Annotated in this window: 10 protein-coding genes and 1 pseudogene; 2 read left to right on the top strand and 9 right to left on the bottom strand. The window is 70.7% G+C overall.

Going from position 1 to position 16,086, the window contains the following annotated elements; genetic code table 11:
- Window positions 1-43 precede the first annotated feature (43 nt).
- Together FL344_RS23240 and FL344_RS23235 are read right to left on the bottom strand one after the other, a co-directional pair.
- Window positions 44-1,615: a ribonuclease H-like domain-containing protein gene (locus FL344_RS23240; protein WP_141620034.1), complete on the bottom strand. Its 1,572-nt coding sequence runs from the start codon at window positions 1,613-1,615 to the stop codon at window positions 44-46.
- A 15-nt stretch (window positions 1,616-1,630) separates the two neighbouring features.
- Complete coding sequence (locus FL344_RS23235) at window positions 1,631-4,048, bottom strand: DEAD/DEAH box helicase (protein WP_228558581.1); 2,418 nt, start codon at window positions 4,046-4,048, stop codon at window positions 1,631-1,633.
- Between the two features lie 121 nt (window positions 4,049-4,169).
- Here FL344_RS23235 and FL344_RS23230 point away from each other — a divergent pair, with 121 nt between their 5' ends.
- Window positions 4,170-5,417, top strand: coding sequence for an SLC13 family permease (locus tag FL344_RS23230; protein ID WP_141594238.1), 1,248 nt, complete (start codon window positions 4,170-4,172; stop codon window positions 5,415-5,417).
- A 15-nt stretch (window positions 5,418-5,432) separates the two neighbouring features.
- Here FL344_RS23230 and FL344_RS23225 read toward each other — a convergent pair whose 3' ends face one another.
- Window positions 5,433-6,269 (bottom strand): hypothetical protein, encoded by an 837-nt coding sequence (locus FL344_RS23225; RefSeq protein ID WP_194858682.1) that lies wholly within the window; start codon window positions 6,267-6,269, stop codon window positions 5,433-5,435.
- Window positions 6,270-6,442: 173 nt separating this feature from the next.
- Here FL344_RS23225 and FL344_RS23220 point away from each other — a divergent pair, with 173 nt between their 5' ends.
- Window positions 6,443-7,141 carry a general secretion pathway protein GspE gene (locus tag FL344_RS23220; RefSeq protein WP_141620033.1) on the top strand — a complete coding sequence of 233 codons (699 nt, stop codon included), beginning with the start codon at window positions 6,443-6,445 and terminating at the stop codon, window positions 7,139-7,141.
- Between the two features lie 2 nt (window positions 7,142-7,143).
- Here the strand turns inward: FL344_RS23220 and FL344_RS23215 are convergent, their stop codons facing one another.
- From FL344_RS23215 to FL344_RS23190, 6 genes and pseudogenes are all read right to left on the bottom strand, one after another.
- A complete protein-coding gene (locus tag FL344_RS23215; RefSeq protein WP_141620032.1) occupies window positions 7,144-9,291 on the bottom strand; it encodes a cyclic nucleotide-binding domain-containing protein in 2,148 nt (715 codons plus the stop codon).
- Window positions 9,291-11,411, bottom strand: a complete 2,121-nt coding sequence (locus FL344_RS23210) for a HEAT repeat domain-containing protein (RefSeq protein WP_141620031.1) — start codon at window positions 11,409-11,411, stop codon at window positions 9,291-9,293. The genes FL344_RS23215 and FL344_RS23210 overlap by 1 nt, the downstream gene beginning before the upstream one ends.
- An 86-nt stretch (window positions 11,412-11,497) precedes the next feature.
- Window positions 11,498-13,852, bottom strand: a complete 2,355-nt coding sequence (locus tag FL344_RS23205) for a pseudouridine synthase (protein WP_141620030.1) — start codon at window positions 13,850-13,852, stop codon at window positions 11,498-11,500.
- A gap of 24 nt (window positions 13,853-13,876) precedes the next feature.
- A complete protein-coding gene (scpB, locus tag FL344_RS23200; RefSeq protein ID WP_090494442.1) occupies window positions 13,877-14,866 on the bottom strand; it encodes an SMC-Scp complex subunit ScpB in 990 nt (329 codons plus the stop codon).
- Window positions 14,853-15,722 (bottom strand): ScpA family protein, encoded by an 870-nt coding sequence (locus FL344_RS23195; RefSeq protein WP_090494444.1) that lies wholly within the window; start codon window positions 15,720-15,722, stop codon window positions 14,853-14,855. The genes scpB and FL344_RS23195 overlap by 14 nt, the downstream gene beginning before the upstream one ends.
- 163 nt (window positions 15,723-15,885) lie before the next feature.
- A pseudogene (locus FL344_RS23190) lies at window positions 15,886-16,086 on the bottom strand (tryptophan--tRNA ligase); the annotation flags it as partial.

The following is a 16,086-nucleotide window of genomic DNA, read 5'->3' as shown; positions in this document are numbered from 1 at the left end:
CGGATCGACTGTCCGATTCCAGTGGTGCGGAAGCCCAGAATCGTCAGGTTCCCGAGCGCGGGCTCCCCATTCCCAGGTCCAGCGAGGCCGCCCGGGTGCTCCGGGCCAGGCGCGTCTCCAGGCGAAGGATTCGGCGGTGGTGGTCCGCGGGCAGCTCCGCCGCCGAGGCCAGCTTCGCGTGGTGCAGCGCCCGCGCGAGGTCCTTGAGGCCATGCTCGTACAGCTTGGTGAGCTGGAGGTGCAGCGTCGCGGCCTGGAAGCCCTGGGCAGTCTGCAGTGCCTGGTGCAGGTGCGCCGCAGCGGCCGAGGCGTCACCCGCCTTGCGTGACAGCCGGGAGGCCAGGGCCAGGGCTTCGATGCCCACGGCGCCGGTGTCCCCCGCCGCCGCGGCCCGGGCGAAGGCCTGGGCGCGCTCGTAGTCGCGGGCCCGGAGCGCCACGCCCGCGAAGCCGAGCAGGTCGCGAGGGTCCGCGTCCCGGGGCACGGAGGCGCCTGCGCCCCCTGCTCGGAAGCGGCGGACCAGCTCACCGAGCAGGGCCGCCAGGAGGAGGAGGTCGTTGACGTTGTGCTCCAGCACGGGCGTCAGCGCCGAGCCGTCTCCGCCGCGCAGGTAGCGGAAGTACAGGTCGGGAATCAGCGAGCCGTCCACGTCGTCGACGCGCCGGAAGCCGAGCACCTGGTCTTCCAGGTGGACCAGTCGCGTGCCGGCGCCCCGGTGCTTGAAGACGCGGCGGGCGCAGTGGAGCAGGTCCAGGTGGGGCAGCTCCACGGGTGCGGGGACGCGGTTGAGGACGAAGCGCGTCCGCAGGAGCGGCCAGTCGAAGCTCTTGCCGTTGAAGGTGACGAGGCAGGAGGACGCAGCCATGCGCTCAGCGAGCGAGCGCAACATGGGGGCCTCTTCTCCCAGGCGCCGCAGGAAGAGCTGGTGCACCTTGAGCGAGCGGCCCTCGAACCACGCCAGCCCCACGAGGAATGGCACGGTGCCCGTTCCTCCCGCGAGCCCGGTGGTCTCCGTGTCCAGGAAGAGCATCCGCTGGAAGTCCACGCCCGCCAGGTCCGCGTGCAGCGCGAGGCTGGCGACCAGGGGGCCCTCCACGTCCAGGGCCGCGGCGAGAGGCGCGGAGCCGTGGTGGTGTTCCGGGGAGAGGATGCGCTCGGAGATGTGGACCGTGCCGTGGGCCGTGGCACGGGACTCCACGGGCAGCGGGCCAGGAGGTGCTGGCGGCGGCGTGCCCCGGCGCGCGGCGGCCAGGCCCTGACGCTCCGACCAGTCCGACAGCATCCGGCGCAGGCTGTCGATGCGGGGATCTCGGGGGGCGGGTGGAGGCGACGCCGTGACGGGGCGTGCTGCCGGAGCCTCCACCGAGCCCTCCGCGCCGGCAACTTGCGATTCCGCGTCGGCGGGCGTGGACGGCGCCTCCATCCGCCGTGCTTGAACCAGCTTCGCCAACTGCGCGGCGAGCGCGTCGGGCACGCCCGCTTCGGCCGCAGGCGCGGGCATGGAATCAGCGCGCGCGGCGGGCTCGGCCTGTGGCTCCGCCACGGGGGGCTTCGGGGGTGACTTGCCCCCGGGGCCCACGCTCGTCAGGCGCGCCAGCTTGCGCTTGAGGTCCACGGCCGCGCCTCCCGGTTACTGCATTCCCGCGATGCCCAGCGCCGATAGCACTTCGAGCGCCAGTCGCTTGCGCGGATGCGGGTCCACGGGCGCCTGCCCCGGCATCGCACCGGCCGCAGGGCCGATACACGCCGGACAGCCATCCTCGCACGCGCACGACTCCAGCAGCCGGCGCGCACGGTTCAGCAGCTCGTCCCGCTGGTCGTACAGCCGCGCCGCCAGCCCCACGCCGCCGGGCACGTTGTCGTACAAGAACAGCGTCGGGTCGAAGCCCACGCCACCATCCTTGCGTGGCGGTCCCTCCGCGTCATCCCGGCTCCCCAGTGTCTTGCCGATATCCCGAGGGTCGATCATCAACCCCACGCACGCCACCGTGCGCAGCGCCGTGGTCAGGCCGCGAAGCGCGTCGATGACCGCCGGTCGCGGCGCCCGCATGGCGCGCACCACCGCCTCCGGCACCGTCAGCCAGAGCGCCGTGGTGTGCATCTGCATCTCCGGCAGCGCCACGTCGCCGTAACCCACGTTCTCATGCGTGTGGTACTTGATCTTCTTGTACCCCACGACCTTCTCGATGACGCTCACCTCGCCCATGCCCGCCTGAAGGTCCGGGCCCATGGGCGCGGCCTGGTCCTCCTGGATGACGTGCACGCGCACGTAGGTCATCGCGTCGGTGAAGTAGTCCGGCGCCACCTTCCGCACGAAGGCCTTGTGGTTCTCGTAGTCGAAGCGCTCGACCTGATACTGCTCGGCCTCGTGTTGGTAGATGGCCTGCTCGTGCAGCATCGTGTGCGCCGAACGGAAGTCCATCTCCGCCAGCGTCCGGTCCGTCCCCTTCTCGATGATGACCACGTTGTCCCAGCCCACGCTGCGCAGTGACACGTGGTTGGCCGGATACGCATCCGTGGACCAGTGGAACACGCGACGGCCCGCCTCGCCCACGGTGGGGTGCACCACCTCGTGCTGCGCGAGGAACCCGAGCGCCTCCGTGGTGGACTCCGGCGGCACGTCCCCGAAGGGCTCCCCCTCCTCGAAGGGCAGCTCGAAGGACGCGCACTTGAGGTGCTGGACCAGAATCTCCACGTTGTCCGGGTCGATGCGCGCGTGCTCCACCGGCGAGCCCACGAGGAAGCGCGGGTCGCCGGCGAGGTACTGGTCCAGCGGCGCGCTCGACGTCACCAGCAGCGCCAGGCTCCCCTCACCGCGCCGCCCTGCCCGGCCGAATCGCTGCATCAGCGCCGCCACCGAACCCGGGTAGCCCGCGCACACCACCGCGTCCAGCGAGCCGATGTCGATGCCCAGCTCCAGCGCGTTGGTGGCCACCACGCAGCGGACTTCACCCGCCCGCAGCGCCGCCTCCGTGGCGCGCCGCGTGCCCGGCAGATACCCACCGCGGTAGCCCTGGATGAGGGATGGGTCCAACTTCTCCTCGACGAAGCGGTCGCGGAGGTACTTGAGCATCACCTCGATGTTGTTGCGCGACTGCCCGAAGAGCAGCGTCGACACGCCCGCGCGCACCAGGTCGGCCGTCAGCCGCACCGCCGTCTTGAGATAGCTGGCCCGGATGCCCAGCTCCGCGTTCACCACGGGCGGGTTGAACACCATGACGCGGCGCTCGCCGGAAGGCGCTCCGCTCTCCGACACCAGCGTCACGTCCCGCCCGAGCATCCGCCGCGCGTGGGCCTCCGGATTGCCAATGGTGGCCGACGCCGCGACGAACACCGGGTCCGCGCCGTGGAAGCGCGCCACGCGCTGGAGCCTGCGCAGCACGTTGGCCAGGTGAGAGCCGAAGACGCCCCGGTACGTGTGCAGCTCGTCGATGACGACGTAGCGCAGATTGGAGAACAGGCGCGCCCAGCTCGCGTGATGCGGAAGGATGCCCGTGTGCAGCATGTCCGGGTTGGTGAGCAGCACGCCGCTGCGCTCCCGCGCGGCCCGGCGCGCATCCGCCGGCGTGTCACCGTCGAAGGTGATGGCGCCGTGGGACAGGCCCGCCTCGCGCATCAGCGCGCGCAGGGACTCTTCCTGATCTCTGGACAGGGCCTTGGTGGGAAACAGGTACAGCGCTCGCGCCTGGGGCTCCCGCGCGAAGCGGTCCAGCAGCGGCAGGTTGTAACAAAGGCTCTTGCCGGACGCGGTGGGCGTGGCGATGACCAGGCTCTGGCCCGCCCGCGCCAGCCGGTACGCCTCCGCCTGGTGCGAGAAGAGCTGCTGGATGCCCCGCTTCTCGAGCGCGTCACGCACCTGGGGCGCCACCTCTTCCGGAATGGGCGCGAAGACGCCCGCCCGCGCGGGGGTGGCCTCATCCAGGACGAAGCAGGAGCGGAGCTGCCGGTCCGACCGCCACCCCTCCAGCACGGAGTCCAACCCGCGAGGCGCGTTCCACGGCGTGCGACGGGCCCCTCCGAAAGCGCCCGGTTCCTTCTCTGGCTTCATGGGCCGGGCACTGTACAGACGTGTACCGAGGCAAACAACGCGGGAGCGCGCCTCATTGGTTTGAGCTCCAGCCAATACGCACAGAGGCGGACGTGCGGGCACTCCACTAGTGTGCCGCGCCGTGGCCCTCGCCATCTTCCTGTTCACCTACGTCTTCATCGCCGGTGCGCGCCTTCCGTACCTGAAGCTGGACCGCCCCGGGGGCGCGCTGCTGGGCGCCGTGCTGATGGTCGTCTTCGGCGTCGTCACTCCGGCCGAGGTCTACAACCACAGCGCCGACGCGAACCGTCACGCCATCGACGCGGACACCATCGTCCTCCTGCTGGGGATGATGCTGCTGGCGGCGTACATGTCCCAGGCGTCCTTCTTCCGCACCGCGGGCGCGTGGGCCGTGCGCAGGGCGCACACGCCCCGGCGGTTGCTGCTCGCCGTGACGTTCATTTCGGCCGCGCTGTCCGCGTTCCTGGTGAATGACACCGTGTGCTTGATGCTCACGCCCCTGGTGCTGGCCACCGTGGAGGACGCGCGCCTGCCGCCGGCTCCGTACCTGCTCGCGGTGTGCATGGGCAGCAACAGCGGCTCGGTGGCGACCTTCACCGGCAACCCGCAGAACATGCTCATCCAGGGGGCCTCCGGGCTGTCCTACGCCAGCTTCGCGGCGTACATGGCCCTGCCTGCCCTGCTCTCCACGGCGGTGGTCGCCGCCGGACTCCTGTACCTGTTCCGGCATGACCTGCCCGTGAAGCAATTCGAGCCCAACCCTCCGCCTCCGCCCGTGGACCGGGGCATGATGGTGCTCACCTTGACGGTGCTGTCCGGGGTTGTCGTGGCCTTCTTCGCCGGGCTGCCCATGAGCTGGAGCGCCCTGGCCGGCGCGGCCCTGGTGATGGCCCTGGCCCGCCGCGAGCCCCGCGAGGCGCTGGAGCGCGTGGACTGGGTGCTGCTGCTCTTCTTCGCCAGCCTGTTCGTGGTCGTCTATGGCGTGAACAAGCACGGCTACGCGGAGGACATCCGCGTCCTGTTCGAGCCCCTCATGGCGGGCCCGCCCCTGCGGGAGACGCTGGGCTTCGCGGGGCTGACGCTGGTGGCGTCCAACCTGTTCAGCAACGTGCCCTTCGTCATGCTGGCGCGGACGTGGGTGCCCACGCTGCACGACGTGGAGCTGGGCTGGCACGTGCTCGCGCTGGGCTCCACGCTGGCGGGCAACCTCACGCTGGTGGGGAGTGTGGCCAACCTCATCGTGTTCGAGGCCGCGCGCGGGAAGGTCAACATGAGCTTTCTCCGCTTCCTCCGCGTGGGCCTCCCGGTGACGCTCGTCAGCTTCGTCGTGGGGCTGAGCGTGCTCCTGGTGGAGCACGCGCTGTTCTGAAGCAGGCCGTGTGACTCAGGGGTCGGGGTCCGGCAGCTCGCCGGGCGCCAGCTCGTCTTCCGGAGGCTTCGTCGCCTCGGGTGCCGGAGCCGGGGCGCCCGCCTTGCCGGGCACCACGTCCGAAGCCGCCGCGGAAGCCCGGGGCGGCGGCGCGCCACCGCGGTCGGTGGGCGTCAGGTCCTTCACGAACATTCGCGCCACCTCGTCCAGCATGGACGTCATCGCCGCGCGGAAGAGTGACGGGTCCTTGCCCACCTTGAACGGGTCCAGGTGCTCCTTGCCCTCGGCCACCTGGTCCATGGCGAACGGACGGCGCCACACCTCCGTGCGCCCGTCCAGGGTGAACATGCGGCCATAGCCTCGCAGGTACGCGCCCGCGCGGCCGTCTTCGCTGCGCATGCCGTAGTCCTGGATGACGAACTCGACGATGGTGTCCGCGCCCAGCGACGCCACCAGGTCGTAGTCCGGCGCGTTGGCCGGCACCTCCTCCACCAGGAAGCTCTCCAGCACCGAGGCCACCCGCGCGGGGTCCACCACGTGCGTCCACGGGAACTCACGCGGCAGTTGCGACAACGTGGTGACCCGGAGGCGCTCGGAGATCTCGAAGCGCGTGACGGCTTGAAGCAGCTTCACCGTCAGCCGCCGGTCCGCCTCCACCGGCTCCAGCTTCTTGAGCTTGTTCCGGTACGCCGAGTCATCGCGGAACACGTGGCTCTTGGGGCCGGCCCCGTCTTCGATGCGGGAGATGAAGGCCGGACGCTGGACGCGGTCCAGGTCCGCGCCAGCCAGTCGCTGCGACGCACAGCCCGAAGCCAGCAGCAGTGCGAGAAACGGCAGTATCCGTTGCGTCATGAAGGGACTGTTCTACCCCATTCCCGTCCCTCACGCTCCTCCCCGGCCTCCTGGGTGTTGGCTGGTCTCCGGTCGTGCCTGACTGGCTGCTATGCTTCACGGCTGTGAAACAGCCGCCTGTCACACCCTCTGTCTCGCTCCCTGGCCGCAAGCGCCGGCTCGGGGAGATTCTCATGGACGCCGGGCTCCTCTCGGAAACCCAGCTCCGCTCCGCCCTCGCGGAACAACGCAAATGGGGCGGCAAGCTGGGCCTCACCCTGGTGCAGATGGGGTACGTGGACGAAAGCTCCATGGTCCACGCCCTGTCGCGGCAGCTCGCCATTCCCACGGTGGATCTGGAGCAGCACACAGCGTCCGCGGTGGCGTTGCAGGCGCTCCGGGCGGACATCGCCGAGCGCTACACCGTCTTCCCCATCGCCGCGGAGCCGGCCACGAAGACGCTCACCGTCGCCACCGCCGACCCCACCAACGTGGAGGCGTTCCAGGAGCTGGCCTTCCACTGTGGCCAGCGCCTCCAGGTGGTCGTCTCGAGCGCCTCGTCCATCGAGCGCGCCATCCGCCGCCACTACCACGGGGAGGTCACCTCCACGACGGCGACCCCGCTGTCCTTCGGCATGGACGAGCCCACCTTCGAGCTGGCGCCCCCGGCCGAAAGCGCTCCCGTGTCGATGGCCGTGCGCGCGGCCTCTGCGACCCTGGCGCAGCCCGGTCGTGAGACGGAGCTCACCCAGCGCGTGGAGGAGCTGACGCAGCAGGTGGCGGGGCTGGAGCGGATGGTGGCCCAGCAGGCCCGCTCGCTGCGGGCCATGCTGGAGCTCCTGGAGACGCGCGGCCTGGTGACGCGAGACGACTACCTCGCCAAGGTGCGCTGACGTCAGACGAGGATGAGGTCTTCCTCGATGCCGGCTTCGGTCAGCACGCGCTGCGTGCGCCGGAGCCGTTCGTCGCTCAGGTCTGAAATCAGGGCCAGGATTTGCGGGTGGCTGGAGATGAGCGCGTCGAAGTCGGCGCGCGGCAACCGCAGCAGCGTGGTGTGCCGGGTGGCGGAGACGGTCGCGGTGGCAGGTGTCTTCTGGAGCAGGGAAATCTCTCCGAACACGTCCCCTTCCCGGAGCTGCGTCAGCAGGTGGCCGTCCTTGCGCACCTCCACCTCGCCGGACAGGACCACGTAGAGGCCGTCCGTCGCGTCGCCGTCACGGATGATGACGGTGTCTCGCTCCACGTCCCGGGAGCGGAAGCGCTCCACGAGCGCGCGCCGGTCCTTCCGCCCGAAGAGGCGGAACAGCTCCGACGTGTTCATCACGTTCGTCAGCATGCGCTGCCGGCAGAACTTCTTCAGGGCCTGGGCCACCTGCGGGTGGCTTCCCGAGAGCTCGCCGAGCACGCTGGCGGAGATCTCCAGGAGCTGGGTGTCGTCGGACGCGGACTCCACCGAGGCCGTGCGCGCCGCGCCGGACAGCAGGGCCATCTCTCCGAAGAAGGTGCCTCCTTCGAGCGTCGCGATGTCCTGGCGCTGGCCCTCCTCCGTCCGGAAGACGCGCACCGCGCCCTCGCAGATGACGTAGAACGCATCGCCGTGACTGCCCTGGTCGATGATTCGCTCACCCGGGCCGAAGCGGCGCAGCGGGCAGCGCTCGAACAGCTCGATGAAGGCGTCACGAGGCAGGTCCGAGAAGAGCGGAATCGTGGGCAGCGCGTCCAGGGAGCCCGCTTCGGGAGGGACCTCCTCCGTCAGGCTGTAGAGCTCCTCCTCAAGGCCGTCGCTGATGGACGTGGCCCCCAGGCCTTGTCGATCCAAGCCCGCCTGCGCGGCCAGCTCCACCGCGTGCAACAGGGAGTCGGCTTCCAGCTCCAACTCGGTGAAGGAGGACGGACGCGTCGCCGTCCGGAAGGAGGCGCCCAGCGCGGGTGACAGGTCGTGGCCCGGGAGCGCGGTGGCGCCCGCGGGGACCGGTGGGTCGGCACGACGCGACCGCAGTCCAGGGGGCGCGGAGGAGGCCGCGGCTTCAGCAGCGGCGGGCGCGGCCTGCGTGGTGATGGGCGACGACAGGGCTTGCCAGCGGCCGCTGTTCGAGACGGACCGTGGCGGTGCAGACGGCGCGGGCTCGGGCGCGCGAGCAGCGCCCACCGCGGGCAGCCGCTGCGACGCGCGCGGTGCCAGTCCTGGCGGCAACGCGCTCGTCGCCGGACGCGCGCCTCCGGGTTGAACAGCGGGAATCCGGGTCGCGAGCTGCGGCGCTTCTGGCTCACGGATGGCCATCGCGGGCGGGATTGAGGCCGCCACGCGCGTGGATGCCTGGACAGACGTGACCAATTCGGACGTCATCGAATCGGTTCCGGACGCGTCGTCCACCAGCGTCCCTGCCACGACGGGCTCCATGTCCAGCGTCAACTCCACGCCAGCGGTTCCCTCTTCCGACGCCAGTCCTACCTCGACCGAGTGGACGACTTCTTCGGTGCCACGCGTGGACGCGTTGGTGGACAACACCAGCTCTGGAGGCAGCTCCGCGGACAGGTTCACCGCGGGACCGCCGGCCTCCAACGGGGCTGGCGAAGCACCGTCCTCTGCCTCCCCCACATCAATGGCGGAGCCGGACGCGCGCACTGTCTCGGGCAGGCGCGACGCCCCAGCAGGCGCGGAGGACGGCTTCACCGTCACGGACGATGCGCTGCTCATCGGGCCCCGGGCCCGTGCGCCCATGGGCGTTCCCCGGCGCGCGTACAGGTCCGCGAGCATCTGCTGCACGCCCCGGTGCGCGGGGTCCAACTCGAGGATGAGCTTGCTCGCGGCGATGGCGCGCGGCAGGAACCCCTCGCGCGCGAAGCCTTCCGCCGCGGATTGATACGCCGAGATGGCCCGATCCCTCTGCCCCGCCTTCACCCAGGCATCCCCGGAGCGCAGGCGTGACTGATGGTCCTTGGGCTCGGCCCGGCAGTAGTCCTCGTAGAGCTCCGCCGCCTTGGAAAAGCGTCCCTTGGTGAAAGCCTCGGACGCCTTGTCCTTGAGCTTGCGCAACTCCATCAGCGAGCACCCTCCGACGCGGTGCTCGCGGACGCCGGTGCGGCGCCCGCGGCCTCACGCACCGTCCGGAAGTAGTCCGCCTTGAGGGCCTCCAACTGGTCCGCATGTGCGGCGCTGCCCAGCTTCCGGAGCGACGACGCCGCAGCGGCGCGAATCTCGGGCAGGTCGTGGAACAGGTCCTTGGCCACCGCGTCCGCCGCCTGCGCGTCGCCGATGCTCCCCAGCGCCAGCAGCACGTCGCGGCGGGCCACGCTGTTGGGTTCGTCCAGCGCCTTCACCAGCGTGGGCACGGCGTCCTTTGCCTGCATCCGTCCCAGCAGGGCCGCCGCGAGCGCCGCTTCCGGTCCACCTTCGCGCACCACGGCCTGGAGCTGCGCGGAAGCGGAGCCCGGCACGGCGCCGGCGCGCGTGAGCGCATCCAACACCAGCAGCTTCTCGCTCCCCATCTTCGGCAGCACTTCGATGAGCGCGGCCTGCCCCGCCTCGCCGGCCTCCGCCAGCGCCTGGGCCAGGGCCTTCTGCAGGTCGCGGTCCGGCTCGACGAGCCCGGCCTTGGCCACGTTGACGCCCTCGGGGCCCAGCCGCGCCAGTCCCACCAGGGCCGCCATGCGCAGCGCGGCGCTGGAATCCTGGGTGTAGCCGGTGAGCAGTTCCAGGGCGCCGGGCGCCTTCAGCGCCCCCAACGCTCGCAGCAGCGTCGCCAGCGGCACCAGCCGCTCCGGCGCCACGTCGTCGTACAGCTCGGTGGGCACGCGGTGCCGCACCACGTCCCGCCCGGACTCACGCACCCGGGCGGCATTGAGCTCCTTCACCCGCCCCAGCAGGTCCGCGTGCCGCGACGGCCGCTCATCCTTCAGGCCAGGCGTCGACGGGCTGGGCGGCATGGTCGAAGGGTCGAACCCCACGCCGAACTTCTCCGGGAGCGCTTGGGTCACCCAGTCGGCGCGCAGCGCTTCCAGTCCCTTGACCTCCTGCTCGTAGAGCTTTTGCAGAGTGGGCACCACGGAGGCATCCCCCACCTCCGCCACGGCCTCCACCGCGAGCAAGCGCAGCGTGGCGTCCGGATGACTCAGCCACGGCACCACCTTGCCGAGCAGCGGCAGCGCCGCGGGTCCCAGCCCCTCGACGGCCTGGAGGCCACTGGCGGCCGTGGCCGGACGTGCCAGCCGCTCGCCAATGGTGTCCAACGGACAGCCGCCGCGTGAGCGCATGCTCCGGCCCGCGACGAGCGCCTCCGCCGGTGCGCCCTCCATGACGATGGCGCACAGCGCAGCGTCCGTCTGCGGCGTCCGGGGGAAGGACACGATGGCGTCGATGGCCAGCGGGCTGACGGCGCTCTTCTCCACCGCCACCAACTGGAGGCGCTGCGTGGCTACCGGATCCTGAAGCTTCATCAGCGCGTGGATGGCGGACTCGCGCAGCTCGGGGAAGTTCTCCTCCAGCAGCAACGCGATGGGGCTCACCGCGCGCTTGTCGCCGGCGTCACCCAGCCCGCGCACGGCGGCGGCGGCGAGGATGACCTGGCTGTCGCGAACCAAGGGCAGCAGCCGGTTGACGGCGTCGGGACGGCCACTCTTGCCCAGCTCCTCGGCGGCGCCCACGCGCTCGGGCAGCGCGCCTTCGGTCAACGCGAGCTGGTTGCGGTCCCACTGGGAGCGGGCCTCGGCGGCGACCACCTCCGCCATGGCCCCCGGAACGTTGGCGTTCTTCAGGGCCTGGACGATGACCTGACGTGTGGCGCGGCCCCGCCGTCCGTACTGGAGCGTGAGGTACGCCTTGGCCTTTTCGTTGTTCACCTTGGACAGCGCCATGGCGGCGCGGCCCTGGACCTCTTCGTCCTGGTCCTCGAGCAATTCGCCCAGGAGGTCCACGACGCGGGCGTCCTGGCTCTCTCCCAGCGCCACGGCGGCCTCGGCCCGGACGATGGCGGCGAAGTCCTTCGCCGCGCGGGTGAAGAGGACGAGGTCATCCGGGTTGCCCTGCCCGGCCAGCTTCTTCACCGCGAGAGCGCGGACCTCCGGACGAGGACTCTGGAGGTCCGCGAGAAGCTGGTCCCTGCTGCCGTTGCAGCCGAGGAGCAGGGCAAGTGCGAGAATGAGGGGGCGTGCGCCGGTTCGCATCGGTCTCCGGTGAGGGAAACGGTGTAGGAGTTGGCGCCGGTTATATCAATCCCCCTCGATTCCCGCCCAATCCACCGCGTCATGTATCAACGCGGACGGCGAGGCCCCCGGGGAGGCGGCCTGCCCGCGCCGCCGCGGGGACGCTCATTGCTCCAGCTCGGGGCGCTTGCTCGCTCCTTCTTCTTGCCCCAGTCCTGGAATCCGCCGGACTTCTCGGCGGGAGGACCCTTGCGAGCCCCGGCCCGGACGACGCGTTCACGGGGATTCCCGCTTTCGTCGGTGGGCGTCCAGGTGCTGCGTGCGGGGCGTCCGCCCTCTGAGCCCTCACGGCGAGGACCACCCCGGCCACGCGGAGCGTCTGCCCCTTCGGCGCGAGGCTTCCACTCACGGCGCTCCGGGCGGCCAGCACCCGCGCCTCCGGAACGGGGCGAGTACGGACGGCCTTCACCCCGCGGGGCACGGCCGGCGCCGCCGCCAGCACCCCACGACTTGCGCTCCGGACGGCCTTCGCCACCCGCGCGCGGTGCGCGAGTCCGCGGCGCGGCGTCTCCGCCCGCGCTCCACTCACGGCGCTCCGGACGACCCGCGCCACGGCTCTTGGGGGCGCCGCCCTCGTCACTGCCAAACGAGCGACGGGCGCCGCCAGCACCACCGAATGCGCGCCCCGTACCGCGAGCGCCCGTGTCACGGCTCCGCGGACCGCTGCCCGCATCGCCGCCGAAGGAGCGGCCCGGACCACGGCTCCGAGGAGCGCCGCCCTCGTCACCACCGAAGGATCGGCCCGGACCACGACTCCGAGGAGCGCCTGCCTTGTCACCGCCGAAGGACCGGCCGCGCGGTGCGCCCTCATCGCCACCGAACGAACGGCGCGCGGGCCTGCCCTCGTCACTGCCGAAGGAACGGCGCGCGGGCTTACCCTCGTCACTGCCGAAGGAGCGGCGTGCGGGCCTGCCCTCGTCACCACCGAAGGAACGACGCGCGGGCTTGCCCTCGTCGCCGCCGAAGGAGCGGCGCGCGGGCTTACCCTCGTCACCGCCGAAGGAGCGGCGTGCGGGCTTACCCTCGTCACCACCGAAGGAACGACGCGCGGGCCTGCCCTCGTCACTGCCGAAAGAACGGCGCGCGGGCCTGCCCTCGTCACTGCCGAAAGAACGGCGCGCGGGCCTGCCCTCGTCACTGCCGAAGGAACGGCGCGCGGGCTTACCCTCGTCACTGCCGAAGGAGCGGCGTGCGGGCCTGCCCTCGTCACCACCGAAGGAACGGCGCGCGGGCTTGCCCGCGTCGCCGCCGAAGGAGCGGCGCGCGGGCTTACCCTCGTCACTGCCGAAGGAGCGGCGCGCGGGCCTGCCCTCGTCACCACCAAAGGAACGACGCGCGGGCTTGCCCTCGTCACCACCGAAGGAGCGGCCACGCGGCGCGCCAGCCTTGTCACCACCGAAGGAACGGCCACGCGGCGCGCCCTCATCGCTACCGAACGAACGGCGCGCGGGCTTGCCCTCGGCCGAAGCCGCCTTGGGCCGACCGAAACGCGCCAGGCTCGAACCACCCGCGGACGCGGCCTTGGCCGCACGGGCCGGCGCCTTGCGCGCGGGCTTGGCGGCCACGGGCGCATCGTCATCCATGGACAGCTCCGCCTCATCGTCAGAGTCGAAGCCCGGAGCCGCCCGGCCATGCCGGCGCGGAGGCAGCCTCAGCTCCCCCGTCGGCGGCGCGGCCTTGCCATCCGACACCGCGTTCAGCAGCTCCACCTCGCTCGTCTTGAGCGGGCGCAGTTCGCCGGGGCGCAGACCTTCCACGCCCACGCCGGCGTAGGACGGACGGAACAGGCGCACCACCGGGTGCCCCACCGCCGCGCACAGCCGCTTGATGAGGTGCGGGCGTCCTTCCGCCACGACAATCTTCAGCCAGGTGTTCCGCTCCGCCGCCTCGAACACGCTCACCGACACCGGCGTGGCCATGCCGTCCTCGAGCCGCACGCCGCCGCGCAGCTTGTCCAGCGTGGCCGTGTCCGGAGCGCCCTTCACCTTCGCCAGGTAGGTGCGCGGCACCTGGAAGCTGGGGTGCGTCAGCTTGTGCGCCAGCGCCCCATCATCCGTGAACAGCAGCGCGCCCTCGGCGTCGTAGTCCAGACGGCCTACCGGGAACAGGCGCTTGCCCGTCTCTTCCACGTAGTTGGCCACCGTGGGCCGGCCCTGCGGATCCGACAGCGTCGTCACGACGCCCACGGGCTTGTAGAGCAGGAAGTAGGAGGATTCATCCGGAGGCGTGACGAGCGTCCCGTCCACCGTCACCAGGTCGGTACCGGGCTCCACCCGGCTGCCCAGCTCCGTCACCGTCTTGTTGTTCACCGCGACGCGGCCCGCGGTAATCAGCTCTTCTGCATGCCGGCGCGAAGCAACTCCCGCGCGGGCCAGGTACTTCTGTAGTCGTTCGGCCGCCATACCATCCTTCTTCCATGCTGCCCGTCACTCGGGCTTGGGCCCCGTCGTATCACCCGTCTCGGGTTTCGGGGGCGTCGTGTCCAGGACGCTGGAGCTGACCTTTTGTGTCCGGTCCGCGGCCGCCATGGCCTCTTCCAGGTCCTCCAGCGCGGCTTCACTGGCCGCCGCGCTCTTCTCCATCCGCTTCGTGAATGCCGGGTCCGACAGCGCTTCCACCGTCCCCGCAGCCGGGGGCGCCGGCTTGTCTTCCTTCTCGACGATCTCCCGGTGCTCCTGCGTCAGCTCGTGGAACTCACGCAGCGTGGGCAGGGCAGACAGGTCCTTCAGTGCGAAGAACTCCAGGAACTCACGCGACGTTCCATAGAGGATGGGCCGCCCCACTTCCTCACGCTTGCCCAGGATCTTCACCAGCTTGCGGTCCATCAACGCCTTGATGACCGCGCCGCAGTCCACGCCGCGGATGTCCTCGATTTCTGGCCGGGTCACCGGCTGCCGGTACGCGATGATGGCCAGCGTCTCCACCGCCGCCCGGGTCAGCCGCTGTGGCTTCACCCGCAGGTAACGCCGGACATATTCACCCGAATGCGGGTCCGTCCGGAACTGCCACCCACCGGCCACCTCGTACAGCACGATGCCGCTGATGCCGTCGCGGTGGATGCCGGAGAGCTGGTTGAGGGCCTCGGCGATGAGCTCCCGCTCGATGCCGGTGGCCATATACAGCTCGTCCACCGACAGCGGACGCTCCGCCACGAAGAGCACGCTCTCGATGACGGTGCGGATGCGGTCCGTGGACAGCTTGCGGCTCTTGGAGAGGAGCTTCTCAAAGGACGTCTCCAGGTCCGGAGGCGCCTCGTCCGAGTCCTCCTCGATGGAGGCCGCTTCCAGTTCGTCCAGCTCATCCGCCGGGCCGGGGCCCGTGACAGCAGCGATTTCCTCTTCGGAGAACGGGCCGGGGCCACCGGGCGTGCCCGGTTCGGGAGTCTCGTCCTGCGGTCCGTTGCTACCGGTAGTCACTGTCGTCGACCTCCGTGGGAGCCAGCTTCTCCAGCGCGTCCCCGTTGGGCAGCAGCAGGATGGGCCCCAGCGGCTCGTCCTGCACCACCCGGATGAGCCGCCGCTTCACCATCTCCAGGATGGCCAGGAAGGTGATGACCACCTCCTGTCGCGACGGGGTTTCCTCTTCCGTGAACAAGCTCTCGAACAGAACCTGTCCATGCGGGCGCAGGCGCTCTACTACGCGGAGGATGGCCTCGGACAGCGTCACGCGCTCCCGGACCACCTCGTGCTGCAGTTTGGGCTGCAACCGCTCCAGCACCCGGTCGAGCGCCTCCACCAGCTTGAGGACGCTGAACTCCTGGAGACCCACCTCCTCCTCGGGGATGGGCACCGCCTCCACCGGGACGTTGCGGGCGAAGACGTCGCGGCCGAGCAGGTCCTGCGTGGCGAGCTGTTCAGCGGCGTCCTTGTACTTCTGGTACTCCAGCAGGCGCCGCACCAGTTCCGCGCGCGGGTCCTCGGTCTCCTCGGCGACCGCGAGCACCTCCGCCCCCTCCTGCGCCGAGACGACGTCCTGCCGGGGCAGCAACATGCGGCTCTTGAGGTGCGCCAGGGTGGAGGCCATCACCAGGAACTCCCCGGCGATGTCGAGGTTGATCTCCCGCATCCGCTCCAGGTGCTCGAGGTACTTCTCCGTAATCAGCGCCAGCGGAATGTCGAAGATGTCGACCCGATGCTCCTTGATGAGATGGAGCAGCAGGTCCAGCGGACCTTCGAAATTGGGCAACGCGATGCGGAAGTTGTCGCCAGGACTCCGCGGCAACTCCCCTTCCCGAGGGGCCTCATCGGTCGGCGAGCGACGGTCCTCACTCACCGGATGTCCTGGATGGCGTCAACGGTGTGGGTGGGGGCGCGTCATCGCGTAAGGGCCCGACTTTCTTAGGCAGCGGGCACGAGCCTGGAGGACACACACCCATACCAGTGCCCCCCAGGAGGGTCAAACAATCGGCAGTGAAAGCCCGTTCAGGCACACGGACTCATGGAACTCCCACGGCCTTGCGGACCTGGTCCATGAGGCGGCTCGCCTCCGCCCTGGCCCGGCTGGCGCCGTCCTGGAGGATGCGCTCCACCTCGCCCGGGTCGGCCGCCAGCTCGGCGTACCGCTGACGGGCCGGGCCAAAGGCCGCATGGTAGGCCTCCAGGAGCTTCTTCTTGTAGTCGCCGTAGCCCTTCCCGCC

Origin of the sequence: Myxococcus sp. AB036A, assembly GCF_006547355.1 — a bacterium.
GTDB classification, from domain to species: domain Bacteria; phylum Myxococcota; class Myxococcia; order Myxococcales; family Myxococcaceae; genus Myxococcus; species Myxococcus virescens.
Note: the sequence above shows the minus strand (reverse complement) of the source record. Positions and strands in the feature narration are given on the sequence as shown.

Coding starts and splice junctions, on each gene's coding strand:
- FL344_RS23235 (WP_228558581.1), bottom strand. CDS start 4,048: ATGAAGCCAGAGAAGGAACCGGGCGCTTTCGGAGGGGCCCGTCGCACG.
- FL344_RS23225 (WP_194858682.1), bottom strand. CDS start 6,269: ATGACGCAACGGATACTGCCGTTTCTCGCACTGCTGCTGGCTTCGGGC.
- FL344_RS23220 (WP_141620033.1), top strand. CDS start 6,443: ATGGACGCCGGGCTCCTCTCGGAAACCCAGCTCCGCTCCGCCCTCGCG.
- FL344_RS23215 (WP_141620032.1), bottom strand. CDS start 9,291: ATGGAGTTGCGCAAGCTCAAGGACAAGGCGTCCGAGGCTTTCACCAAG.
- FL344_RS23210 (WP_141620031.1), bottom strand. CDS start 11,411: ATGCGAACCGGCGCACGCCCCCTCATTCTCGCACTTGCCCTGCTCCTC.
- FL344_RS23205 (WP_141620030.1), bottom strand. CDS start 13,852: ATGGCGGCCGAACGACTACAGAAGTACCTGGCCCGCGCGGGAGTTGCT.